This is a genomic window from Citrobacter sp. RHBSTW-01013, assembly GCF_013781985.1.
Lineage (GTDB): Bacteria > Pseudomonadota > Gammaproteobacteria > Enterobacterales > Enterobacteriaceae > Citrobacter > Citrobacter braakii.
Genome location: NZ_CP056185.1, coordinates 3,746,030 through 3,769,679, shown reverse-complemented (window position 1 = coordinate 3,769,679; position 23,650 = coordinate 3,746,030). Strand labels below are relative to the sequence as shown.

General features: G+C 52.3%; 23 protein-coding genes, 1 other RNA gene and 2 pseudogenes. 16 read left to right on the top strand and 10 right to left on the bottom strand.

Features of this window, described 5'->3' with window-relative positions; translation table 11 throughout:
* The first annotated feature begins 75 nt into the window (after nt 1–75).
* From HV350_RS18200 to tnpA, 3 genes are all read left to right on the top strand, one after another.
* Nucleotides 76–1,283 (top strand): IS3 family transposase gene (locus tag HV350_RS18200; protein ID WP_089617520.1). Its coding sequence is split into 2 segments (ribosomal slippage): nt 76–397 and nt 397–1,283, totalling 1,209 coding nucleotides; the frame shifts between segments, so codons are not numbered across the junction.
* Between the two features lie 207 nt (nt 1,284–1,490).
* A complete protein-coding gene (gene cof, locus HV350_RS18195; protein WP_047357700.1) occupies nt 1,491–2,309 on the top strand; it encodes an HMP-PP phosphatase in 819 nt (272 codons plus the stop codon).
* A 187-nt stretch (nt 2,310–2,496) separates the two neighbouring features.
* On the top strand, nt 2,497–2,955 hold the full coding sequence (tnpA, locus tag HV350_RS18190) for an IS200/IS605 family transposase (RefSeq protein WP_131381019.1): 459 nt from the start codon (nt 2,497–2,499) through the stop codon (nt 2,953–2,955).
* Between the two features lie 115 nt (nt 2,956–3,070).
* Here the strand turns inward: tnpA and HV350_RS18185 are convergent, their stop codons facing one another.
* Nucleotides 3,071–4,126 (bottom strand): PLP-dependent cysteine synthase family protein, encoded by a 1,056-nt coding sequence (locus tag HV350_RS18185; protein ID WP_094168793.1) that lies wholly within the window; start codon nt 4,124–4,126, stop codon nt 3,071–3,073.
* Nucleotides 4,127–4,242: 116 nt separating this feature from the next.
* Here HV350_RS18185 and decR point away from each other — a divergent pair, with 116 nt between their 5' ends.
* The 5 genes from decR to amtB all read left to right on the top strand — a co-directional run bounded on the left by decR (nt 4,243) and on the right by amtB (nt 10,202).
* Entirely contained in the window at nt 4,243–4,701 is a 459-nt protein-coding gene (gene decR / locus HV350_RS18180) for a DNA-binding transcriptional regulator DecR (RefSeq protein WP_016152059.1), read from the top strand.
* Between the two features lie 44 nt (nt 4,702–4,745).
* Complete coding sequence (locus tag HV350_RS18175) at nt 4,746–6,518, top strand: SmdA family multidrug ABC transporter permease/ATP-binding protein (RefSeq protein WP_016155869.1); 1,773 nt, start codon at nt 4,746–4,748, stop codon at nt 6,516–6,518.
* The gene (locus HV350_RS18170; RefSeq protein ID WP_016152061.1) at nt 6,511–8,289 is read left to right on the top strand and encodes a SmdB family multidrug efflux ABC transporter permease/ATP-binding protein; all 1,779 of its coding nucleotides are present in this window, start codon (nt 6,511–6,513) and stop codon (nt 8,287–8,289) included. Before HV350_RS18175 ends, HV350_RS18170 begins: the two co-directional genes overlap by 8 nt.
* 256 nt (nt 8,290–8,545) lie before the next feature.
* Nucleotides 8,546–8,884: a P-II family nitrogen regulator gene (gene glnK, locus HV350_RS18165; RefSeq protein WP_003021657.1), complete on the top strand. Its 339-nt coding sequence runs from the start codon at nt 8,546–8,548 to the stop codon at nt 8,882–8,884.
* Between the two features lie 31 nt (nt 8,885–8,915).
* Nucleotides 8,916–10,202 (top strand): ammonium transporter AmtB, encoded by a 1,287-nt coding sequence (amtB, locus tag HV350_RS18160; protein ID WP_008783954.1) that lies wholly within the window; start codon nt 8,916–8,918, stop codon nt 10,200–10,202.
* A 49-nt stretch (nt 10,203–10,251) separates the two neighbouring features.
* Here amtB and tesB read toward each other — a convergent pair whose 3' ends face one another.
* Entirely contained in the window at nt 10,252–11,112 is an 861-nt protein-coding gene (tesB, locus tag HV350_RS18155) for an acyl-CoA thioesterase II (protein WP_016152062.1), read from the bottom strand.
* A 212-nt stretch (nt 11,113–11,324) separates the two neighbouring features.
* Between tesB and HV350_RS18150 the strand changes: the two genes are divergently transcribed.
* Entirely contained in the window at nt 11,325–11,894 is a 570-nt protein-coding gene (locus HV350_RS18150; protein ID WP_016152063.1) for a YbaY family lipoprotein, read from the top strand.
* Between the two features lie 31 nt (nt 11,895–11,925).
* Here HV350_RS18150 and HV350_RS18145 read toward each other — a convergent pair.
* Nucleotides 11,926–12,249, bottom strand: a pseudogene (locus tag HV350_RS18145) (MGMT family protein); the annotation flags it as partial.
* Nucleotides 12,250–12,399: 150 nt separating this feature from the next.
* On the opposite strand from HV350_RS18145, the gene ffs reads away from it, so the two are divergent.
* The 3 genes from ffs (at nt 12,400) to HV350_RS18130 (ending at nt 13,160) form a co-directional block, all read left to right on the top strand.
* Nucleotides 12,400–12,496: signal recognition particle sRNA small type (gene ffs, locus HV350_RS18140), an RNA gene on the top strand.
* Between the two features lie 197 nt (nt 12,497–12,693).
* Nucleotides 12,694–12,945, top strand: a complete 252-nt coding sequence (locus HV350_RS18135) for a hypothetical protein (protein ID WP_016152065.1) — start codon at nt 12,694–12,696, stop codon at nt 12,943–12,945.
* A complete protein-coding gene (locus tag HV350_RS18130) occupies nt 12,942–13,160 on the top strand; it encodes a hypothetical protein (protein WP_016152066.1) in 219 nt (72 codons plus the stop codon). The genes HV350_RS18135 and HV350_RS18130 overlap by 4 nt, the downstream gene beginning before the upstream one ends.
* Before the next feature lie 59 nt (nt 13,161–13,219).
* On the opposite strand, the gene HV350_RS18125 is transcribed toward HV350_RS18130, so the two are convergent.
* On the bottom strand, nt 13,220–14,647 hold the full coding sequence (locus tag HV350_RS18125; RefSeq protein ID WP_047501908.1) for a PLP-dependent aminotransferase family protein: 1,428 nt from the start codon (nt 14,645–14,647) through the stop codon (nt 13,220–13,222).
* An 87-nt stretch (nt 14,648–14,734) separates the two neighbouring features.
* On the opposite strand from HV350_RS18125, the gene HV350_RS18120 reads away from it, so the two are divergent.
* Nucleotides 14,735–15,364, top strand: coding sequence for a membrane protein (locus HV350_RS18120; protein ID WP_016155872.1), 630 nt, complete (start codon nt 14,735–14,737; stop codon nt 15,362–15,364).
* Nucleotides 15,365–15,428: 64 nt separating this feature from the next.
* Complete coding sequence (locus HV350_RS18115) at nt 15,429–15,782, top strand: DUF1428 family protein (protein WP_003831033.1); 354 nt, start codon at nt 15,429–15,431, stop codon at nt 15,780–15,782.
* 51 nt (nt 15,783–15,833) lie between these two features.
* On the opposite strand, the pseudogene HV350_RS18110 reads toward HV350_RS18115, so the two are convergent.
* A pseudogene (locus tag HV350_RS18110) lies at nt 15,834–17,386 on the bottom strand (EAL domain-containing protein).
* Nucleotides 17,387–17,574: 188 nt separating this feature from the next.
* Between HV350_RS18110 and HV350_RS18105 the strand changes: the two are divergent.
* Together HV350_RS18105 and ykgO are read left to right on the top strand one after the other, a co-directional pair.
* Nucleotides 17,575–17,835 carry a type B 50S ribosomal protein L31 gene (locus HV350_RS18105; RefSeq protein ID WP_016152070.1) on the top strand — a complete coding sequence of 87 codons (261 nt, stop codon included), beginning with the start codon at nt 17,575–17,577 and terminating at the stop codon, nt 17,833–17,835.
* A 1-nt stretch (nt 17,836) separates the two neighbouring features.
* Nucleotides 17,837–17,977, top strand: coding sequence for a type B 50S ribosomal protein L36 (gene ykgO, locus HV350_RS18100; RefSeq protein WP_005125190.1), 141 nt, complete (start codon nt 17,837–17,839; stop codon nt 17,975–17,977).
* Between the two features lie 78 nt (nt 17,978–18,055).
* Here ykgO and HV350_RS18095 read toward each other — a convergent pair whose 3' ends face one another.
* From HV350_RS18095 to acrB, 5 genes are all read right to left on the bottom strand, one after another.
* On the bottom strand, nt 18,056–18,526 hold the full coding sequence (locus HV350_RS18095; RefSeq protein WP_016152071.1) for a YlaC family protein: 471 nt from the start codon (nt 18,524–18,526) through the stop codon (nt 18,056–18,058).
* A gap of 116 nt (nt 18,527–18,642) precedes the next feature.
* Nucleotides 18,643–19,194, bottom strand: a complete 552-nt coding sequence (maa, locus tag HV350_RS18090; RefSeq protein WP_181629072.1) for a maltose O-acetyltransferase — start codon at nt 19,192–19,194, stop codon at nt 18,643–18,645.
* A 180-nt stretch (nt 19,195–19,374) separates the two neighbouring features.
* Nucleotides 19,375–19,593 (bottom strand): HHA domain-containing protein, encoded by a 219-nt coding sequence (locus HV350_RS18085; RefSeq protein ID WP_002892050.1) that lies wholly within the window; start codon nt 19,591–19,593, stop codon nt 19,375–19,377.
* 27 nt (nt 19,594–19,620) lie between these two features.
* Nucleotides 19,621–19,995, bottom strand: a complete 375-nt coding sequence (gene tomB, locus HV350_RS18080) for an Hha toxicity modulator TomB (RefSeq protein ID WP_019076175.1) — start codon at nt 19,993–19,995, stop codon at nt 19,621–19,623.
* Between the two features lie 487 nt (nt 19,996–20,482).
* The gene (gene acrB / locus HV350_RS18075; RefSeq protein ID WP_016152073.1) at nt 20,483–23,632 is read right to left on the bottom strand and encodes an efflux RND transporter permease AcrB; all 3,150 of its coding nucleotides are present in this window, start codon (nt 23,630–23,632) and stop codon (nt 20,483–20,485) included.
* Between the last annotated feature and the right edge of the window lie 18 nt (nt 23,633–23,650).

Genomic DNA, 23,650 nt, shown 5'->3' with positions numbered 1-23,650 from the left:
AACACCGGACAGTAGCTGTATCTCCAGATAAGAGATAGGCTTGAATATATGTCTAACACTAACGCCAATTTTGAGATGACCGGGATCCTGTTAGGGCAAGAAGTCCGTAAACGTAAAACTCCTCAGGAGAAGATCGCCATTATCCAGCAGACGATGGAGCCGGGTATGAATGTCTCCCATGTCGCCCGCCTGCATGGTATCCAGCCCAGCCTGCTGTTTAAGTGGAAGAAGCAATATCAGGAAGGCAGCCTCACCGCCGTTGCGGCTGGAGAGGAAGTCGTTCCTGCTTCTGAGCTTACTGCTGCTCTGAAGCAGGTCCGGGAGCTTCAGCGCCTTCTGGGCAAGAAAACGATGGAAGTTGAGATCCTGAAAGAAGCCGTGGAGTACGGTCAGTCGCGAAAATGGATAGCGCACGCGCCCTTGTTGCCAAAGGACGGGGAATAGCCATGGTCAGCCGGACCATGGGCGTGTCGCGTGCGCAACTGTCACTGCGGATTAACCGTTCTGCCGACTGGCAGGACAGGCGCTGTAACCGGCGTAATGAAGAAGCAGACGCAGAAATACTGTCGGCTATCCTCAACATTATCAGCGATATGCCGAGTTATGGTTATCGACGCGTGTGGGGCATCCTGCGCAAGCAACGTCGCACAGAGGGACAGCCACCTGTGAATGCCAAACGGCTTTACAGGATAATGAGCGAGCATAACCTGTTGTTGTTGCATCACAAACCAGAGCGACCGAAGCGTGAACATAAGGGCAAGATAGCGGTGGCAGAAAGCGATATGCGCTGGTGTTCAGATGGCTTCGAGTTCGGCTGCGACAACGGCGAAAAACTGCGGGTAACGTTCGCGCTGGACTGCTGCGACCGTGAGGCCATAGACTGGGCAGCAAGCACGGGAGGCTATGACAGTTCGACCGTGCAGGATGTGATGCTGAGGTCGGTGGAAAAGCGCTTCGGCGACAGGTTGCCCGACACAGCGGTGCAGTGGCTGACGGATAACGGTTCAGCGTATACCGCGTATGAAACGCGGAGGTTCGCGAGAGAGCTGAATCTGGAGCCCTGCACAACAGCGGTGAGCAGCCCGCAGAGTAATGGCATGGCCGAACGGTTCGTGAAAACGATGAAAGAAGACTATATCGCGTTCATGCCAAAACCGGATGTGAGAACAGCACTGCGAAACCTTGCAGTAGCGTTCACGCATTACAATGAAAACCACCCGCACAGCGCGCTGGGATATCACTCCCCGAGGGAATACCGGCGGCAGCGGACATCGTTAACTTAAGATACAAAAGCTGTTCGGAGATGGAGGGTCAAGATCACCCCAGTCACTGCATGCTCCTGGACGTTCATTCACTTGCCGCCTGGATGCAACTTGAATGATTTTGTGTAATAAACCCGGAACAAATCATTTTATCTATTCACTATTACTTCCGTATATCTCAGGTGATACTGAATCACAAGTTAACCGCGTCACAGTGTGGAGAAAGAAATGGCTCGTCTGGCTGCATTTGATATGGATGGCACCCTTTTGATGCCGAATCACCATTTAGGTGACGAAACGCTTTCAACGCTGGCGCGCCTGCGTGAACGCGAGATCACCCTGACATTTGCCACCGGCCGCCATGTGCTGGAGATGCGCCATATTTTGGGTTCTATCTCACTGGACGCCTTTTTGATCACGGGTAACGGCACGCGCATTCACTCTGTTGAGGGCGATGTATTGCACCGTCAGGATCTGGATCCGACTGTGGCGGATATTGTGTTACATCAGAAGTGGGATACTACAGCCAGCATGCATGTCTTTAATGACAACGGTTGGTTCACCGGACAAGAGATCCCATCGCTGCTACAGGCGCATGTGTATAGCGGATTTCGCTACCAGATCGTCGATGTGAAACGTATCCCGGCTCATCAGGTAACGAAAGTCTGTTTCTGTGGGGATCATGACTCCCTGATCCAATTACGCATTCAACTGAATGAGGCGCTGGGTGAGCAGGCAAATCTTTGTTTTTCCGCGGTTGATTGCCTTGAGGTGCTGCCGCTGGGCTGTAACAAAGGATCGGCGCTGGCGGTACTAAGCGACCACTTAGGTTATTCAATGGCCGAATGTATGGCGTTTGGCGATGCCATGAACGATCGCGAAATGTTAGGCAGCGTTGGGCGCGGCCTGATTATGGGTAACGCGATGCCACAACTGATTGCTGAACTGCCGCATTTGTCGGTGATTGGGCATTGCCGCAATCAGGCGGTGTCACACTTTTTGACGCATTGGCTGGACAATCCGCATCTACCTTATTCCCCCGAATGAGAGATCCCTTCCAGCAAGCCAGACTTCGCGTCTGGCTTTTTTTTGTGCACAGAAAACCCCCAGCTAGGCTGGGGGTTCCGGAAAGCTTTCAGCTTTGGGCCAGTTATTAAAACCCCTTTTGATTTGTTAAAACACATTGCGGTCTGGCAACTGCAAATGTTTAACAAGAAATCAAAAGGGGGTCCCAATGGGGGACGAAAAGAGCTTAGCGCACACCCGATGGAACTGTAAATATCACATAGTTTTTGCGCCCAAATACCGAAGACAAGCATTCTACGGTGAGAAACGCAGGGCGATAGGCAGCATCTTAAGAAAGCTGTGTGAGTGGAAAAACGTGCGGATCCTGGAAGCGGAATGCTGTGCGGATCATATCCATATGCTTGTGGAAATCCCACCCAAAATGAGCGTATCCGGCTTTATGGGGTATCTGAAAGGGAAAAGCAGTCTGATGCTGTATGAACAGTTTGGGGATATGAAATTCAAGTACAGGAATAGAGAGTTCTGGTGCCGGGGATACTACGTAGATACGGTGGGTAAGAACACGGTGAAGATACAGGAATACATAAAGCACCAGCTTGCAGAAGATAAAATGGGTGAGCAGTTATCGATCGCTTATCCGGGTAGCCCGTTTACGGGCCGTAAGTAACGAAGTCTGATGCAAATGTCAGATCGTATGCGCCTGTTAGGGCGCGGCTGGTAACAGAGCCTTATAGGCGCATCCGAAAAACCTCCGGCTATGCCGGAGGATATTTATTATCCCATTAATGGGTGTTCAGAAGCCGGGTGAGTTCCGCTTTCCACGGCGTTAAATCACCGATGTGCGTGTCGATCCACTGCGGGTTGTAGTAGGTTTCAAGATAGCGTTCGCCGCTGTCGCACAGCAGCGTGACCAGTGAACCGCTTTCTCCGGCATCGCGCATACGGGCGGCAAGTTGCAGCGTTCCCCACATGTTGGTGCCGGTTGAAGCGCCGACTTTGCGGCCCAACTGCGTTTCCAGCCAGTGTGCGGTGGCCACGCTTGCGGCATCCGGCACGCGCAGCATTTCATCGACTACGTCAGGAATGAAGGAGGGTTCGACACGTGGGCGGCCGATGCCTTCGATTTTGCTTCCTACCGGGCTGCGTAACGTTGCATCGCGATCCTGCCAGAAGGGCAGAAAGACTGAGTTTTCCGGATCCACCACCATCAGGCGAGTATCGTAGCCCTGACAGCGAATATAGCGGCCAATGGTTGCAGAGGTGCCGCCGGTTCCGGCGCTCATTACAATATGGCGGGGGACAGGGTTGGGCTCGCACTGCATCTGACGGAAGATGCTGTCAGCAATATTGTTATTGCCACGCCAGTCGGTAGCGCGCTCAGCATAAGTGAACTGGTCCATGTAATGACCGTTCAGCTCACGCGCCAGCTGTTCAGAGGCCGCATAGATTTCACAGGCGCTTTCCACGAAATGACAGCGACCACCGTAAAACTCAATCTGTTCAATTTTACGCTTCGCCGTACAGGAAGGCATGACGGCAATAAACGGCAGCCCTAACAGTCGGGCGAAATAAGCCTCAGAGACCGCCGTTGAACCGGACGATGATTCAATGATGGTGGTGCCTTCTTTAATCCAGCCATTGCACAATCCGTACAGAAACAGTGAACGCGCCAGACGATGCTTCAGGCTCCCGGTGGGATGCGTGCTCTCATCTTTTAAATAGATCTGAATGCCCGGGAACGCCGGTAGCGACAGACGAATGAGATGCGTATCCGCAGAACGCTGATAATCCGCGTTGATTTCATTGATGGCGTTTTTAACCCAGGAGCTATTCATCATTAATAGATATCCATTTGTCATTTTGTGCCAAGAATAGCGAAAAGCACGGAAAAAATTGTTGCCATTTAGCCTTTAAAATAGAATGTAAGGAGAAAATTCTTCTCTGTGGAGTGGATATGTTAGACAAAATTGACCGTAAGCTGCTTAGCTTACTGCAACAGGACTGCACCCTTTCTTTGCAGGCGTTAGCAGATGCCGTTAATCTGACTACCACCCCCTGCTGGAAACGCCTCAAACGGCTTGAGGATGACGGTATCCTGCTGGGTAGAGTCGCCCTGTTGGATCCAGAAAAACTGGGGCTGGGGCTGACCGCGTTTGTGCTGATTAAGACTCAGCATCACAGCAGTGAATGGTATTGCCGCTTTGTCACCGAAGTCACCGGTATGCCGGAGGTTCTGGGGTTCTGGCGTATGGCAGGGGAATATGATTACCTGATGCGAGTGCAGGTCGCCGATATGAAAAGCTACGATGAATTTTATAAGCGCCTGGTGAACAGCGTACCGGGCCTGTCTGACGTCACCTCCAGCTTTGCGATGGAACAGATTAAATACACAACTGCGCTCCCTATTGAATAACTCTCCCGGCGCTTATTGCCGGAAATCTTGTCAGGATATAACGCGTGCGATTATTTGCTCAATTAAGCTGGTACTTCCGCCGGGAGTGGCGTCGCTACCTCGGGGCGGTGGCCCTGCTTATCATCATCGCTATCCTTCAGCTTATTCCGCCGAAAGTGGTCGGGATCATTGTGGATGGCGTGACGACTCAACGCTTCACCACCGAGCGGCTGCTGATGTGGGTGGGAACAATTGCCCTGATTGCAGTGGTGGTTTATTTGCTGCGCTATGTCTGGCGCGTGCTGCTGTTTGGCGCATCCTACCAACTGGCGGTTGAGCTGCGGGAAGATTATTACCGTCAGTTGAGTCGCCAGCATCCAGAATTTTATCTGCGTCACCGCACGGGCGATCTGATGGCGCGTGCGACCAACGATGTCGATCGGGTCGTATTTGCCGCCGGAGAAGGCGTGCTGACGCTGGTAGATTCGCTGGTAATGGGATGTGCGGTGCTGATCGTGATGTCAACGCAGATAAGCTGGCAACTGACGTTAATTGCGCTGCTGCCGATGCCGGTGATGGCGTTGATGATCAAACGTTACGGCGATCGACTCCATAATCGCTTTAAGCTGGCGCAGGCGGCGTTTTCCAGTCTCAACGACCGTACTCAGGAAAGCCTGACCAGTATTCGTATGATCAAGGCCTTCGGTCTGGAGGATCGGCAATCGGCATTATTTGCCGCCGATGCCGAAGATACCGGAAAGAAAAATCTGCGCGTGGCGCGCATTGACGCCCGTTTTGATCCCACGATTTATATCGCCATTGGCATGGCTAACCTACTGGCGATTGCTGGCGGAAGCTGGATGGTGGTGCACGGCTCGCTGACGCTCGGCCAGCTCACCAGCTTTATGATGTATCTCGGTTTAATGATTTGGCCAATGCTGGCACTGGCATGGATGTTTAACATCGTCGAACGTGGCAGCGCGGCGTATAGCCGTATTCGCGCCATGCTGTCTGAAGCGCCGGTGGTGGATGACGGCACTGAACCGGTACCGGAAGGGCGTGGGGAGCTGGCGGTGGCGATTCGCGAATTTTGCTACCCGCAAACGGCACACCCGGCGCTGGAAAATGTGAACTTCCAGCTTAAACCTGGGCAGATGTTGGGCATTTGTGGGCCTACCGGCGCGGGGAAAAGTACGGTGCTGTCGCTGATTCAGCGTCATTTTGATATCACCCACGGCGATGTGCGCTTTCATGATATCCCCTTAACGCGATTACAACTGGATAGCTGGCGCAGCCGGCTGGCAGTTGTCAGCCAGACGCCATTCCTGTTTTCGGATACCGTTGGCAATAACATCGCGTTAGGACGCCCTCAGGCCACGCAGGAAGAGATCGAGTATGTGGCACGCCTTGCCAGCGTTCATGAGGATATTTTACGTCTTCCGCAGGGCTACGACACCGAAGTGGGCGAACGTGGGGTGATGCTGTCTGGTGGGCAAAAACAGCGTATTTCTATCGCTCGAGCGCTACTCCTGAACGCTGAAATCCTGATTCTGGATGATGCGCTGTCGGCGGTAGATGGTCGTACCGAGCATCAGATCCTGCATAACCTGCGCCAGTGGGGCGAAGGCAGAACCGTCATTATTAGCGCCCACCGTTTATCGGCCCTGACGGAAGCCAGCGAGATTATCGTGATGCAGCATGGGCATATTGCCCAGCGCGGCGAGCATGATGCGTTAGTGCAGCAGCCTGGCTGGTATCGCGATATGTACCGCTATCAGCAACTGGAAGCGGCGCTGACTGATGCACCAGAGATAAACGAGGAGGCGGCTAATGCGTAGTTTTGGGCAATTATGGCCGACCCTGAAAAGATTGCTGGCGTATGGCTCTCCATGGCGAAAACAGCTGGCTATTGCGGTAGTCATGCTGTGGGTGGCGGCTGCGGCGGAAGTCAGCGGTCCGCTGCTGATTAGCTATTTTATCGATAACATGGTGGCGAAGAATAATCTGCCGCTGGCGATGGTCGCCGGGCTGGTTGCGGCATATATCGGTCTGCAACTGCTGGCGGCTGGCCTGCATTACGCGCAGTCATTGCTGTTTAACCAGGCGGCAGTTGGCGTAGTACAACAGTTGCGCACCGACGTAATGGACGCTGCGCTGCGCCAGCCGCTCAGCGCCTTTGATACTCAACCCGTCGGGCAGCTAATCTCCCGCGTGACCAACGACACCGAAGTTATTCGCGACCTGTACGTGACGGTGGTAGCAACAGTCCTGCGCAGTGCGGCATTAATTGGCGCCATGCTGGTAGCGATGTTCAGCCTTGAGTGGCGTATGGCGTTAGTGGCGATGGCCATTTTCCCGGCCGTGCTGGTGGTGATGGTGATTTATCAACGCTACAGCACCCCGATTGTGCGCCGGGTTCGCGCTTATCTGGCGGATATTAACGATGGCTTTAACGAAGTCATCAACGGCATGAGTGTTATCCAGCAGTTCCGCCAGCAGGCGCGATTTGGCGAGAGAATGGGCGAAGCAAGCCGCTCGCACTATATGGCGCGTATGCAGACCCTGCGACTGGATGGTTTTTTGTTGCGCCCGCTGCTTAGCCTTTTCTCGGCGCTGATCCTCTGCGGATTGCTGATGCTGTTCAGTTTTACCTCTGGCAGCTCGATCGAGGTTGGCGTGCTGTACGCGTTTATCAGCTACCTCGGCCGTTTGAACGAACCGCTGATCGAGTTGACCACTCAGCAATCAATGCTGCAGCAGGCGGTTGTCGCCGGTGAGCGAGTGTTCGAACTGATGGATGGGCCACGTCAGCGCTATGGTGAAGATGAGCGACCGCTAAAGAGCGGGGACATTGAGGTGGATAACGTTTCATTTGCCTATCGCGACGACAATCTGGTGCTGCAAAATATCAGTCTGTCCGTGCCTTCGCGCAGCTTTGTGGCTTTGGTCGGACACACCGGCAGTGGTAAAAGCACGCTCGCCAGCCTGTTGATGGGTTACTACCCGCTGACGCAGGGGGAAATCCGCCTTGATGGACGGCCGCTGTCTTCACTGAGCCACGGTGCGTTACGTCAGGGCATCGCCATGGTGCAGCAGGATCCGGTGGTGATGGCAGATACCTTCCTGGCGAACGTCACGCTGGGCCGCGATATCTCAGAAGAGCGGGTATGGCAGGCGCTGGAGACCGTGCAACTGGCAGAACTGGCGCGAGGTCTGAGCGAGGGGATTCATACCCGGCTGGGCGAGCAGGGCAATAATCTCTCCGTTGGTCAAAAACAGCTGCTGGCGTTGGCGCGGGTGTTGGTTGAAACGCCACAGGTGTTGATCCTCGACGAAGCGACGGCCAGTATCGACTCCGGTACTGAACAGGCCATTCAGCAAGCTCTGGCGGCGGTACGTGAACACACCACGCTGGTGGTGATTGCGCATCGGTTATCGACGATTGTCGATGCGGACACCATTCTGGTGCTGCATCGCGGTCAGGCGGTTGAGCGTGGTACGCACCAGCAATTACTCGCGGCGCAAGGCCGTTACTGGCAGATGTATCAGCTGCAACTGGCGGGTGAAGAGTTAGCCGCCAGTACGCAAGACGATTCTGTTATCGCCTGATGGCGCGGCGCTTACCCGGTCTGCGGCCAGCGCGGTCTCATAGGCCGGATAAGGCGTTTACGCTGCCATCCGGCAATCAACAATCTGGTGCAAAAATGTAACGCACTATGCACCGTTATAGTGCGTTTTTTCTTTTTCTCTCCCGGAAGTACCCTGAGAACCTGAATCATCCCGCCTTTTTCATTTCTGGCACATCCCTTGCAATATTCCTCTCGTGTATCTGCAGCCACTACTGAATTCTGACTGGAGGGGATCTATGAAGCTGGTTACCGTGGTAATCAAACCGTTCAAACTGGAAGACGTCCGTGAAGCATTGTCGTCTATTGGTATTCAGGGGCTGACCGTCACCGAAGTGAAGGGGTTTGGCCGACAGAAAGGTCATGCTGAGCTGTACCGTGGGGCTGAATATAGCGTCAATTTTCTGCCCAAGGTGAAGATTGATGTGGCGATTGCCGACGACCAACTGGATGGCGTGATTGATGTCATCAGTAAGGCGGCATACACCGGAAAAATTGGCGACGGCAAAATCTTCGTCGCCGAGCTGCAACGTGTGATTCGTATTCGTACCGGCGAAGCCGACGAAGCCGCACTGTAACGTCTGGCACACAGTGATAGGAAACCAAAAAATGAAGATAGCAACGATGAAAACAGGTATTGCTTCACTGGCGCTGCTGCCGGGACTGGCGATGGCGGCACCGGCGGTTGCGGATAAAGCGGATAACGCTTTTATGATGATCTGTACCGCGCTGGTGTTGTTTATGACCATCCCTGGCATTGCGCTGTTCTACGGCGGTTTGATTCGCGGTAAGAACGTGCTGTCGATGCTGACTCAGGTTACGGTGACATTTGCTCTGGTTTGTATTTTATGGGTGGTTTATGGCTACTCACTGGCCTTTGGCGAAGGAAATAATTTCTTCGGCAACTTCAACTGGGTATTGCTGAAGAATATTGCGCTGACGGCGGTAACGGGGAGCTTCTACCAGTACATTCACGTTGCTTTTCAGGGCTCGTTCGCCTGCATCACCGTTGGGCTAATCGTCGGTGCGCTGGCTGAACGTATTCGCTTCTCCGCGGTGCTGATTTTTGTGGTGGTATGGTTAACGCTGTCGTACATCCCCATTGCCCATATGGTCTGGGGCGGCGGCTTGCTGGCTTCCCACGGCGCGCTGGATTTTGCTGGTGGAACGGTTGTACACATCAACGCGGCGATTGCCGGTCTGGTAGGCGCGTATCTGATTGGCAAACGTGTCGGTTTTGGCAAAGAAGCTTTTAAACCGCATAACCTGCCGATGGTCTTCACCGGTACCGCTATTCTCTACATTGGTTGGTTTGGCTTTAACGCTGGTTCAGCGGGTACGGCAAATGAAATCGCCGCACTGGCCTTCGTCAATACCGTGGTCGCCACCGCTGCAGCCATCCTCGGATGGATCTTCGGTGAATGGGCGCTGCGTGGTAAACCGTCTCTGCTGGGCGCCTGCTCTGGTGCCATTGCAGGTCTGGTGGGCGTAACACCTGCATGTGGCTACATCGGTGTCGGCGGAGCGCTGATTATCGGTGTCGTTGCGGGTCTGGCAGGCCTGTGGGGCGTGACCATGCTGAAGCGTTTTCTGCGTGTGGACGATCCGTGTGACGTGTTTGGCGTTCACGGCGTGTGCGGCATTGTCGGCTGTATCCTGACCGGAGTTTTCGCTGCCAGCTCTTTGGGAGGCGTGGGCTTTGCCGAGGGCGTGACCATGGGGCATCAGCTGCTGGTGCAACTGGAAAGCGTGGCGATCACCATCGTCTGGTCTGGCGTGGTGGCTTTCATTGGCTATAAGCTGGCGGATATGACGGTTGGTTTGCGCGTACCGGAAGAGCAGGAGCGCGAAGGTCTGGATGTAAACAGTCACGGCGAGAACGCTTACAACGCCTGATTCTCAATTTGCCGGATGGCAACGCTTTTGCGCCACCATCCGGTAATTCTCAATTGCGATTACGCATTACCCCTTCCTGTACGGTAGAAGCGACCAGCACACCATCCTGGGTATAAAACTCTCCGCGTACAAAGCCCCGGGCACCGGATGCCGAAGTACTCTCGACGTTATACAGCAGCCATTCATTGATATTAAACGGACGGTGGAACCACATGGAATGGTCAATGGTGGCGATCTGAATCCCTTTTTCCAGGAAGCCAATCCCATACGGTTGCAGCGCAACAGGCAGGAAGTTCAGGTCTGAGGCATAACCCAGCAGATACTGATGGACGCGCAGATCGTCCTGCAGCACGCCGTTAGCTCGGATCCATACCTGGCGCGTCGGAGGTGCGACGTGACCTTTTAGGGGGTTATGAAACTCGACAGGGCGTACTTCCAACGGACGATCGTTGATAAATTTTTCTTTCAACAGCGGCGGCAGCAAATGCGCCACTGAGCGGGCAATTTCCGTTTCTGATTTCAGCTCATCGGGACCCGGCGCATCTGGCATGGTTTTCTGATGTTCAAATCCGTCTTCCGGTGCCTGAAAAGAGGCAGTCATGTAAAAAATGGGTTTACCATTCTGGATCGCGGCAACGCGGCGCGCGCTGAAGCTGTTACCATCACGCAGGACTTCCACATCATAGATGATGGGTTTTTGGCTATCGCCGGGGCGTAAAAAGTAGCTGTGAAAAGAGTGTACCAGACGCTCTTCCGGTACGGTTTCTTTTGCGGCATATAGCGCCTGACCGACAACCTGTCCCCCAAAAACCTGACGTAACCCTAAGTCTTCACTTTGGCCCCGAAAGAGTCCTTCTTCAATTTTTTCCAGATTTAACAATGTCAGCAAATTTTTCAGTGCCAGACTCATACGTGCTCTCCAGGTGATATCAATGTCGCAGCGAGGTAGGCAGAGTATAACGCAATTTTAAAAGTGGTCCGATGGGTGCAATTGTCTGAATTACTGGCCTATTACAGGCAAAAATAGCTGTCCTGTGCCACACTTAGTCACGTTATGTTTTTGTTAACCACTCTTCTGGCGAGGAAAGTTCTCGCTGGTGCATAGATGATAAGGAGAATTTAATGAAACTCGTGCACATGGTAAGTGGTTTAGCGGTTGCAGTCGCTCTGGCGGCCTGTGCCGATAAAAGCGCTGATATTCAGACACCTGCGCCAAGCCCTAATACGTCAATTTCTGACACACAGTCTAAAATTCAGCAGCCAAATGTCTCCGGTACAGTATGGATCCGTCAGAAAGTGGCCTTGCCACCCGATGCGGTGCTAACCGTTACGCTGTCAGATGCTTCACTGGCCGATGCGCCGTCAAAAGTGCTGTCGCAAAAAGCGGTTCGTACTGAAGGTAAACAAGCGCCATTCAGCTTTGTATTACCGTTCAACCCGGCAGATATTCAACCTAACGCCCGTATTCTGTTGAGTGCGGCTATTACGGTAAATGATAAACTGGTCTTTATTACTGATACCGTTCAGACGGTCATCAATCAGGGTGGGACTAAAGCTGACCTGACGTTGGTCCCTGTACAGCAAACAGCAGTACCGGTTCAGGCGAGCGGTGGGGCTACTACCACGGTTCCGTCAACGTCACCAACCCAGGTGAATCCGTCATCTGCGGTTCCGGCTCCCACGCAGTACTAAGGTCGTTGTAACCCTCTCCGCCTGGAGAGGGTTAGTACACCCAGCGATAGCGCTGTAAATCGATCTGTCCGCTTCCTGAAACCACAATTCCTTCTGCCAGCAACGCCTGACGTTGTCGTTGCAGGTCGGGACCCGTCAGCGAAATGGCTCCGTGGCGATTGACCACCCGATGCCAGGGCAGGGTACTGCCTTCGGGGAGACGCTTAAGCACGCCGCCTACCTGACGCGCAGCACGCGGCGATCCCGCAAGCCGGGCAACATCGCCATACGTGGTGACGAAACCTTCGGGGATTGAAGCGACGATTTGCCAGACGCGTTGGGGGAAAGAGTCCTGTATATCCATCATTTATTCCTGCGCTAATCCTCCAGCATAATGCTGAATGGCGAAGGAGTGAAGCCGCATTGCACAAGAAAACAGCATCCGATGCTGGATGGGTTGCAATTACAGGGTGCAGCAGTGATAATGCGCCTGCGCGTTGGTTAACAACGCTCTCAATGGGGGCTCTGTTGGTTCTCCCGCAACACTACTCTGTTTACCAGGTCAGGTCCGGAAGGAAGCAGCCAAGGCAGATGACGTGTGTGCCGGGATGTAGCTGGCAGGGCCCCCACCCATTTCAGCCGTCCGGCAGTTTCTCTTTTGTTTATCTTCTTTTCTTTGTCATCGTATCGTCATTTTATTGTCATCAAATACTGTCACTGTGTTTTGGGGATGTTATTTGAGCTTTTGCCGCCGCCATTGCGCTGTAATGACATGGTCTTACATCCGGTGTGTTGTGGCTGACCACAAGGATTTTCTACGATGTCGACCGCTGTATTGAATGTCAAAGTTGATGAGGCGCTAAAAGAAAAGCTTCGCCATTATGCTGAAGTGCATAATGAAAATTTGAGTATCGCCACGGAAAAACTGCTACTAATCGCGTTTTCCGCCATTGAAGAGGTGGGAGTCTCCGCTGAGGATATCGATAGCCAGCATACGGAAGAATCCGTAGTTGACGCACTGACTCCTAAAGAAATCAAAGCATTGCGAAGATTACTGAAGAAGAAAAAATGAAACAACAATCGCTCTCAACCGCCTGCAATTATGGCGAAGCCTGTGAAATGCTGCGCTCCGGTTATGTGAAACACGTTCGTCTGAGCTGGAATGTCGGTAGCGATGAGTTCTTCCGTATTGCCTCCGACTGGTGTGATGCCGGGGCAAAAATTAAGAAAGACGGTGAGAATTTCGTGATTTCCCTGAAGGGTTTTCCGGTTCCTCCTCAGCGGTAGTATTGCCAGGACCTCCTCGTCCATCACGGCATTCAAGAGCGGGTCCTTTAACTCGTCGTTTAGATTATTTTACGCATTTTCCCGCCGCTGGCCTGCAAACGCAGGCTATCCCAAATAGGTTGCAACACTCTGAAGGCGGCACATGCTGTGTCATCCGGCAACGTGAAGGGCATACGCAAAAATCGGTCGAATGCGCCATCAAGGCCGAACCGCGTACCGGTTCCCAACTGAATGCCTGCACTTTCGGCGCGCGTGGCAAAGAGCGTCGCCAGCGTATCAGGCAGTTCAACCCAGAAAGAGAGTCCTCCTTGTGGCTGGGTAAATTGCCATTCCGGAAAATGTGAGTTCATCAGGCGCGAGCACAGGTCTCGCTGTGATGTGAGTCGGCGTCTTCTGTCAGGAAGAAAGTCCTCGGCGTTATCCAGCAGCCAACTGGTGGCGAGTTGTTCAAGCACCGGGGAGCCCAAATCGAAGGTGTCGCGGGTTTGGACCAGCGCGGCAATGGTACGCGCCGACGCCCGAATCCAGCCCAGACGTAATCCGCCCCAAAAGCTTTTCCCTGCTGAACCGAGCAGGATGATCGGGGCATCGCGATTGAATGCGGCAAGCGGCGGTGGCGGTGGGGCGTCATACCACAGGTTCACCATGGTCTCATCGACCACCAACGTCGTGTGGGTTCTTTCTGCAATATCCGCCACGACCTGGCGAGTAGCGGTGTCCATACAGCGCCCGGTCGGGTTGTGAAAATCCGGCATCAGATAGGCCATTCTCGGTGCAGTTTGCGCGATGGTGGCGACCAGACCCGCCGTATCCCAACCGTGCTCGGGCAGCGACACGCCGACGGGGCGACATGACGCCCCTTGTATTGCTGCAATGGCCAGCGGATAAGTGGGGTGATCTACCACTACGCGATCGCCGGGGCCGGTGAGTAAACGCAGGATCAGTGCCAGACCGCTGACCGCGCCGTTCACGACCATTATTTCGTCGGGCTGCGTCGGGAGTCCGCGTTCGCAATAATGCCGGGCGATGGATTCACGCAAAACCGACAGTCCCTGCGGTAGATACCCGGAGCTCAGCAGATGCTGCGGCATTGCGAACAGTGCCTGCTGGTAAGCCTGATGAATTTCAGGACCGGCACTCAGCGCTGCCGTGGACAAATCAAGCGCTGTTCCAGTGCTGGTCCGCGTTGGCACATGGCGAATGTGCTCCGGCAGGATCACCCGTGAACCGCTACCATGTCGGCTTTCCAGATATCCCTCCTCACGCAGTTGTGCCATGGCGCTGGCGACGGTGGTTCGGCTGACTTGCAGAACGGCAGCGAGCTCGCGCTCACCGGGCAAGCGGCTATCCAGCGCCAGTCGCCCATCGAGGATCAGCAAACGTAACGCTTCTGCCAACTGTCGCCAGATGGGCGTTCGCGAGGGACTTTCCTGCCAGTGTCCGAGCAGGCGTTGCAAAGACTGGCTTCCGTAACGGCGAGATGACATAGCAGTCCACTTTTTGAAAACTGGACATTAATCATAGTGCCAATTGCGGTGAAGATGAAAGTTATCTGAGAGTAAGAGGGGAAGAACATGCTGCGTCGTTTACTTCAGCTGTTTATCGGGCTGACGCTGTACGGTGTGTCGACGGCGATGTTTGTCCGTGCCGATTTAGGGGCCGATCCGTGGAACGTGTTCCACCTGGGGGTGGCAAATTTACTGTCGATGAATATCGGCGTGGTGATTATTGCCGTGGGTGTGTTGGTGCTTCTGGCGTGGATACCGCTACGCCAGCGCCCAGGGTTTGGCACGTTGAGCAACGTGATTATGATTGGGCTGGCGGCAGATGTCGCGCTGCTGGTGATTCCGGGATTTGAATCCCTGCTGGCGCGCAGCGGGCTGCTGGTGTCAGCGGTGATACTGAATGCGTTAGCAACCGCTCTGTACATTGGTGCCGGTTTTGGCGCGGGCCCGCGTGACGGTCTGATGACTGGAATTCACGCGCGTACCGGCTGGCCAGTACGACGAATTCGAACCGCAATCGAAGTGTCCGTGTTGCTTATTGGTTGGCTGCTGGGGGGAACCGTTGGGTTTGGAACGGTGCTGTATGCACTGGCTATTGGGCCGCTGATTCAAATTTGCCTGCCATGGTTTTGCCATCAGCCGCAGGCGCGTATTCGTATCAGGAATGCGCCTGGGGCACGATCGCCTGCTGGCGACTAAACTTAACCTCGACTGACGCGGCCGGAATCGGCTTGCCGCGCAGTACACTTCGGAGGTTTTTCTCATGAAGTATGTTGATGGCTTTGTGGTTGCCGTACCCGCTGAAAACAAGGAGGCGTACATTGCGATGGCGGCAAAAGCAGCTCCGCTTTTCAAGGAGTTCGGTGCATTGCGCGTGGTGGAGTGCTGGGCAGATGATGTCCCCGACGGCAAACTGACCGATTTTCGCATGGCTGTGAAAGCGCAGGATCATGAAGAAGTGGTATTCAGCTGGATTGAATACCCTTCCAAAGAGGTCCGCGATGCGGCGAATCAGAAGATGATGTCCGATCCCCGTATGAAGGAATTCGGTGAATCTATGCCATTTGATGGCAAGCGAATGATCTACGGTGGATTTGCGCCCATTATGGAAGAGTGATGTGACTGGCTGTGCGGCGTGCCGCCAGCCATCTCACCATCAACAGCCATGCTAAAGCCGTTTTTCTGCCCACAGAATAAATTCCGCTTTCGGCAGCGCTTTACTGTAGAGCCAGCCCTGACCGTACTGCACGCCGTGCTGGCGTAGCCAGGCTTCCTGATTCTCGGTTTCAATACCTTCTGCCACCATCTCCAGCTTCAGCGTTTTCGCGATCTCGATGATATGCGGCGTGACGTGTTGTACTCCAGCGCATCGACGAACGATTTGTCGATCTTCAAGATATCCACATCCAGATCCTGCAAATAGCTAAGACTTGAATAGCCGGTACCAAAGTCATCAATATAGATCGAATGGCCTGCCTGTCGGTATTTAGCAATAAACGGCGCGCTGTTTTTTGGGTCGGCAAATTCGCGTTCGGTCAGTTCCAGCGCGATTTGTGCAGGCTTAAGTTGCCAGTGGTTCACCTTCTGGCTTAACAGAGCAGGAAGTGTTTCGGAGGTCAGATCGGCTGACTCAAGGTTAATGGATATATGCTGGTGGGGATATTGACGCAGCCATTTTCCTAAATCGTCAAATACGCTTTCAATAATCAAACGGGTGAGCGGCTCTGAAAGCCCGGTCTCTTGCGCCAGTGCGACGAAAATCTCAGGCGACAGATAGCTCCCGTCGGCCTGTGGCCAGCGAGCCAGCGCCTCTGCCCCGACCACTTTCCCCGTTTTGAGCGAGATAATCGGCTGGTAGTAGACCTTGATATCCCGATGCTGGATAGCGTCCTGCAACTGGTGATGAGGGGACTGCAAACGGCGCAAAATACGCAGAATAAAGGCTGCGGTGAGTAAGCCGAGAAGGATCCCTGCCGGCAGCCAGATTAGCGCTTGTCGGTGCCAGCTCTTTTGCAAAGGTACAGTGGATGCCCAGGTTACAACCGTAATGCCCAGTTCGGGGAAGGGGCGGGCGTTATAAATACTGCCGTCTTTCTGCAGATGGGTAATCGAATGCTCTAGTTGCACATGTTGTAAAACATCCGGTGGCAGATCGGTGCTACTGGCTACCACCGTGTTACGCGCGGTACCAATGATAGCGACTTCAATCGGCCATGAGCCAAACGGGATGACATCAATAAAAGAACCGGGATCGATCATCACGACGTAATGTTTGCTACCTAATGCCGCCATAAAACGCTTGATGCCCAAATCGTTTTGCATGGTCAACCATGCGTGGTAGCCATCGGGCGTGATTTTCATTGCTGGAGGAAACGCGGCTGCCCGGCTTCTTTTTTCCAGGGATGAGCATTGTGGAACGTTATCTTTGAGGTACAGCACTTCCTGAATATAGCGATAGCTATATGACAAACGACGCATTTCAAGCAGATGCTCTTCACTACAAGGTTCACCCTGAAAAGCTTCAATATGGCGCAACGCTTTTTTGGCCTGTTCACCTACGCGTTCCGTACGTAATGCGACTCGGGTTGAGAACATATCGAGTTCATCGATAAATTTCGTTTCGACCTGACGATGCGCCAGCCACAGGCTTAAACCTACGGGCGCGAGGATGGAAAGAAACAGCACCCCAGTCACCAGGCTTATCAGATGTCGTGTTATCACAGTGATATCCTTATTAACACAGCGTAGGGAAAGTATATCCGAAAGCCGAAAAAGCTATTCGATTGGCATCATATATTTACGGCCACTTATCATCCCGTTTAACTCTTAATCGCGTAAACCAGGTTGTGATTTATACAAGAGTGGTGTATTTTGATGGTTATGTTATAACGTAACAAATCGAGGTTGCCATGAAGCCGGATATTCATCCTTTTTACCGTACTGTGGTGTTTCACGATACCAGCGCCAATGAATTTTTTAAGGTCGGCTCGACCATTAAAACGGAACGTGAGATTGAGTTTGAGGGGAAAATGTACCCGTACGTGACCCTGGATATCTCTTCCAAATCGCATCCGTACTATACCGGGAAACAAAAAACCTTTGATAACGAAGGCAGTGCAGCACGTTTCCAGAAACGTTTTGGTCATTTTATTGGCACTAAGCGAGGTTAAGATGCAGGTACTCAATTCACTTCGTAGTGCAAAACAGCGTCATCCTGACTGCCAGATAGTGAAACGCAAAGGGCGTTTGTACGTAATCTGCAAAACGAATCCGCGCTTTAAAGCTGTTCAGGGGCGTAAAAAAAGACGTTAGTTTCTTTACCAACATTTCAGGGATTAAAGTGCGTTTCCTTCATCGGGACGCACTTTTTTTATCTGCGTTGAGATGTGGTTACTGGCTGGTCTGGGGACGGGTTAGCGTAAAGACATCGTAAAACGAGAGTTCACCCTTACGCGATATCATCTTTTGCAGCTGCGCTTTATGTTCGCTATCGACGGAAGGTGAGTGCAGGATGGTATCGATGAGTGAAGGGGGGACAAAGCGCGTGTTATACCATTCCCCGTTATAGCAAACTCTGAAATCCAGTACGTCGATATCTTCAAAGCGGTATCGCGGCGCAACGTCGAAAAAGAAAAACGCGTTGAGTATGACGAACAGAACCACCAGCAGCCATACTGAATCGACTAACGTTTCTGACTGCAGCATCACCGCCAGCGTGGCAAACCACGCAACATACATGCCGATGAACAAGCCGGGATGTTTGCGAATAAAGCTGATGCTAAAGCGCGGTTTGTTGTCGCGCTTTTCGCGAATATTTAAGTCGTCGATGGTTTCGGTAAGCAGGCGCTGTATTTCTGTCATCTCTTGCCTTTGTGGTGTCTGCGATATTCAGATGCGATCGCCCTATTTTAAAAGGGGATACCTTGTGAAGAAAGTAACAGATTAACCACAATTTAGCATAACAGTTACATTTAAGATCACAGCGTTTTGATAATCCTGGCGGGATTGCCCCCAACCACGCAGTTTGCCGGAACGCTTTTCGTGACCACCGCGCCTGAGGCCACAACCACGTTATCACCCAACGTTACGCCAGGGTTTATCACTGCGCGTCCACCTATCCAGACGTTGTTGCCAATAGTCACGGGTTTGCCGAGCTCCATGCCTCTGTTTCGCTCGGTGGCATCCAGCGGGTGGGTGGCGGTATAAATATGGACTCCTGGGGCTAACATGCAGTTGTCGCCAATATGGATCGGGCAGACGTCGAGCATAACGCAGTCGAAGTTGGCGTAAAATTCTTTACCGAGATAAATGTTATAGCCGTAATCACAACGAAAAGAGGGTTCAATGTAAGCCCCTTCGCTCTGGCCCAACAGCTCATGCAGGATGGCTTGTCGCGCATTTTTTTCATCGGGAGCGGTGAGATTGTAGCGATGGGTCAACTGACGAGCGCGTAGTCGGTCGTGGCGCAATGTTTCATCCGCCGGGCGATAAAGTTCACCGGCGATCATTTTTTGCTTTTCATTACTCATTACGAATTTCCTGTGTACTGGAGGTCATTTCAACACAGTAAAACGCAATGCAAACAAGGGGAACGTTCCCATTTCTTCGTTGTGATCGTAGTCACGTGATTTGATTTAAATAACCATTGTAAATACGAAAATGGTCAGCCAGACAAATGTACCGCTATACCTGACTTAACCCGTGAGCAATTAGCGAATGAATTTCCAAACAGAAGTTGGAATCTTGTCGTAGAGCTTATTCATAGTCAATTCAGCAAGGCGGTGATCTGCTGCTGAGTAAAATACAGCCAGTTCGTTGTCGGACAATTCATATTTATTTTTTTCAATAACGCGCTCAAGTGTGTCAATTGTCTGACAACGTCGCAGGCGCATCAAATAATCAGTTTTAGTTAATGGTTTATCGGACATAAATCTTACCTATGATTGTAATAATTTTTAACAAGACAAACTAACAGGATTAGCCCTGGTGGCATTGACAAAACAGCGAAACAGTCGATTACCTGACTTCCGCCATTTCTGCAGATCCTGCGTATTAATACCATAACTGCTGAACAACATAAAAGTGTCATCCAGGTATTCATCTATCTGCGCGACCAGCTTATTGTCCTCATTGTACTTAATTTTATAATTAAGTGCGAAGGTTGCAATATGCTCTATCAGTTCATTGAGCTGCAAGCTGGTGGCAGAGGTAGGGTCATTAACCCAGCCATGGTTACTTTGTTCAAGGTTTGCAAGACAGTCATGATACAGGGTTTCGCAGAGAAATTTAAGCTGCGCGATATCATGTCTTTTGGGTGAGTATTCATCCATAACGCATCCCCTTCTTCGTGGCTTAAACTAACCGAACACCTTCGGGATGGATACAACAGACTACCTGGAACTTGCCCGCGACTCCTGATGATTTAACTATAATCTAGTCTAAAAAAGATTTCATCGTCATATCACGAAAAATTACAATTATGCAAACTTATGATGTCAGGTCATTTTTACATTTTAACAGATAAATGCGGTTATTCGGAATCGGACAATTTCTTTATTCTTCGGGCAATCATCGAGTTATCTTGATTAGGTTTAGCAACGAAAGGTAACAATCGACAATGTGAACCGCTTACCAGGAATAATCTTAATATTTATTAAAGTAAATAAGAACTCTCAATGATTTTTAAGAATAGCCTTTAAGGCTACAGGGATTATATCGCTTATTTACCCTGGAGAAAATAAACGAAATAGCAATAAGTGATTTTTATGATTTTTCCAGAAAAAAGGCCGCTTGCGCGGCCTTATCTTTAGAGATCTATCAATGATGGTCTACTGAGTGGCTATGCTCAAGATCTTCACTTTTGCGGCTAAAGCGGCGGCGTACCACCACAAAGAACACCGGAACAAAGAAGATAGCCAACACGGTTGCCGTCACCATCCCGCCCATTACGCCAGTACCAACGGCGTTCTGCGCGCCGGAGCCTGCGCCGGAGCTGATAACCAGCGGCATTACGCCCAGAATAAAGGCCAGCGATGTCATCAGGATCGGACGTAAACGCATGCGGACCGCATCCAGCGTCGCCTCTATCAGACCTTTACCCTCTTTATCCATCAAGTCTTTGGCGAATTCGACGATAAGTATCGCGTTCTTCGCCGACAACCCAATGGTTGTGAGCAGGCCTACCTGGAAGTAAACGTCGTTGGTCAGGCCGCGGAACGTTGCCGCCAGCAATGCACCGATAACACCTAACGGTACCACCAGCATGACGGAGAACGGAATTGACCAGCTCTCGTACAATGCCGCCAGACACAGGAATACGACAATCAGTGAAATGGCATACAGAGCAGGGGCCTGGTTGCCGGACAGTCGTTCCTGGTAGGACATACCGGTCCAGTCATAGCCGATACCGGATGGCAGTTTGCTGGCCAGTTCCTCCATCATTGCCATAGCTTCACCGGTACTTTTACCCGGTGCGGCCTGGCCTAAGATTTCCATGGAAGGCAGACCGTTATAGCGTTCCAGACGCGGTGAACCATATTCCCAACGTGAGGTAGAGAAGGCGGAGAACGGTACCATCTGTCCATCGCTGCCGCGGACATACCAGTTTCCAATATCTTCCGGCAACATACGGTATTTCGCTTCAGACATGATGTAAACTTTCTTCACACGGCCACGGTCGATGAAGTCATTTACGTAGCTTCCGCCCCATGCTGCACCCAGCGTTGTATTAATATCACTAATGGATACACCCAGAGCCTGCGCTTTTTCCTGATCGATATCGATCTTGAACTGTGGCGTATCTTCCAGACCGTTAGGACGTACGCCGACTAACAGATCAGGATGTTTCGCAACTTCACCAAACAGCTGGTTACGCGCCTGGGTTAGCTTCTCATGACCTAAACCTGCCTGGTCAATCAGCTGGAAGTCGAAACCGGTCGCGGTCCCTAATTCCACAATCGCTGGCAGGTTAAAAGCGAAGACCATCGCGTCTTTAATCTGCGAGAATGCCCCCATCGCACGTTGAGTAATTGCCTCAACCTTGTTCTCCTCGCCTGGACGTTCACTCCAGTCTTTCAGAGACACGAACGCGATACCGGTGTTCTGACCACGTCCTGCAAAACCGAAGCCGTTAACGGCAAACACCGATTCAACGTTCGCTTTTTCTTTGGTCAGATAGTAATCCGTCATTTCGTCCAGCACCTTCTGGGTACGCTCTTGCGTTGCACCCGCTGGCAACTGAGCCATTGACAGGAATACCCCCTGGTCTTCATCCGGCAGGAACGAGCTTGGCAGACGAACAAACAGATAGGCCATACCCACGACGATGATCAGATACAGCGCCAGATAACGACCGGTGCTGCGCAGAATTCCGCCCACGCTGTCGGTGTAATGGTGCGTGCTCTTATCGAACATGCGGTTAAACCAGCCGAAGAAACCTTTTTTGCCTTCTCCGTGATCGCCTTTAGCAACCGGTTTGAGCATGGTCGCACACAGGGCAGGGGTCAGAATCAATGCCACCAGGACTGATAACGCCATCGCCGAAACAATGGTGATGGAGAACTGACGGTAAATTGCACCGGTAGACCCCCCGAAGAAGGCCATCGGAATAAATACCGCTGACAGCACCATAGCGATACCAACCAGTGCGCCCTGAATCTGGCCCATCGATTTACGTGTTGCTTCCTTCGGCGGTAGCCCTTCCTCAGCCATTACACGTTCAACGTTCTCGACCACAACGATGGCGTCATCCACCAACAGGCCGATGGCGAGCACCATCCCGAACATCGTCAGCGTGTTTATCGAGAAGCCGAAAATCGCAAGGACGGCAAACGTACCCAACAGCACCACCGGCACGGCGATAGTCGGAATCAGCGTCGCGCGGAAGTTCTGCAGGAACAGATACATTACCAGGAACACGAGGATGATGGCTTCCGCCAGCGTTTTCACTACTTCGTGAATAGAGATTTTCACGAACGGCGTGGTGTCATACGGGTAAACGATCTTCAGACCTGACGGGAAGAACGGTTCCATCTTCTTCAGTTCATCGCGGATAGCGTTTGCGGTGTCCAGGGCGTTAGCGCCTGTCGCCAGCTTGATACCCAGACCGGATGCCGGTTTACCGTTGAACTTCGCAATGATGTCGTAGTTCTCACCACCCAGTTCAACTTTCGCTACGTCACGCAGACGCACCTGGGAACCGTCCTGATTCACTTTCAGCAGAATTTTGCTGAACTCATCGGCGGAGGTTAGACGGGTTTGCGCGATGATCGAAGCGTTAAGCTGCTGGCCTTTCACCGGCGGCGTACCGCCTAACTGACCGGCTGCAACCTGGGCGTTCTGCGCTTTGATGGCGCTGATCACATCAACCGGCGTCAGCTGGAAGTTATTCAGTTTGTTCGGATCCATCCAGATGCGCATCGCGTACTGGGAACCGAACAGCTGAACATCACCCACACCTGAAGTACGGCTGATGGCGTCCTTCATGTTGGCGCCCACGTAGTCGGAAATATCCTCCTGCGTCATGGTGCCGTTGGTGTTGATTACGCCGACAACCATCAGGAAGCTACTGGATGATTTCTCAACGCTCACACCCTGTTGTTGTACTTCCTGCGGTAGAAGCGGCATTGCCAGCTGCAGTTTGTTCTGCACCTGTACCTGCGCGATATCCGCATCAGTACCAGACTGAAAGGTAAGCGTGATCTGCACGGTACCCGTGGAGTCACTGTTTGAGGACATGTACATCAGGTTATCGATACCGTTCATATTCTGTTCGATAACCTGCGTAACAGTATCCTGTACTGTTTTGGCATCAGCGCCAGGGTAGGTCGCGGAGATCGTCACTGCTGGCGGTGCAATAGTCGGATATTGCGCTACCGGCAATTTGAGGATCGCGAGCCCCCCTGCCAACATGATGATAATGGCGATCACCCACGCAAATATTGGGCGATCGATAAAGAAATTAGGCATGTCTTAACGGCTCCTGTT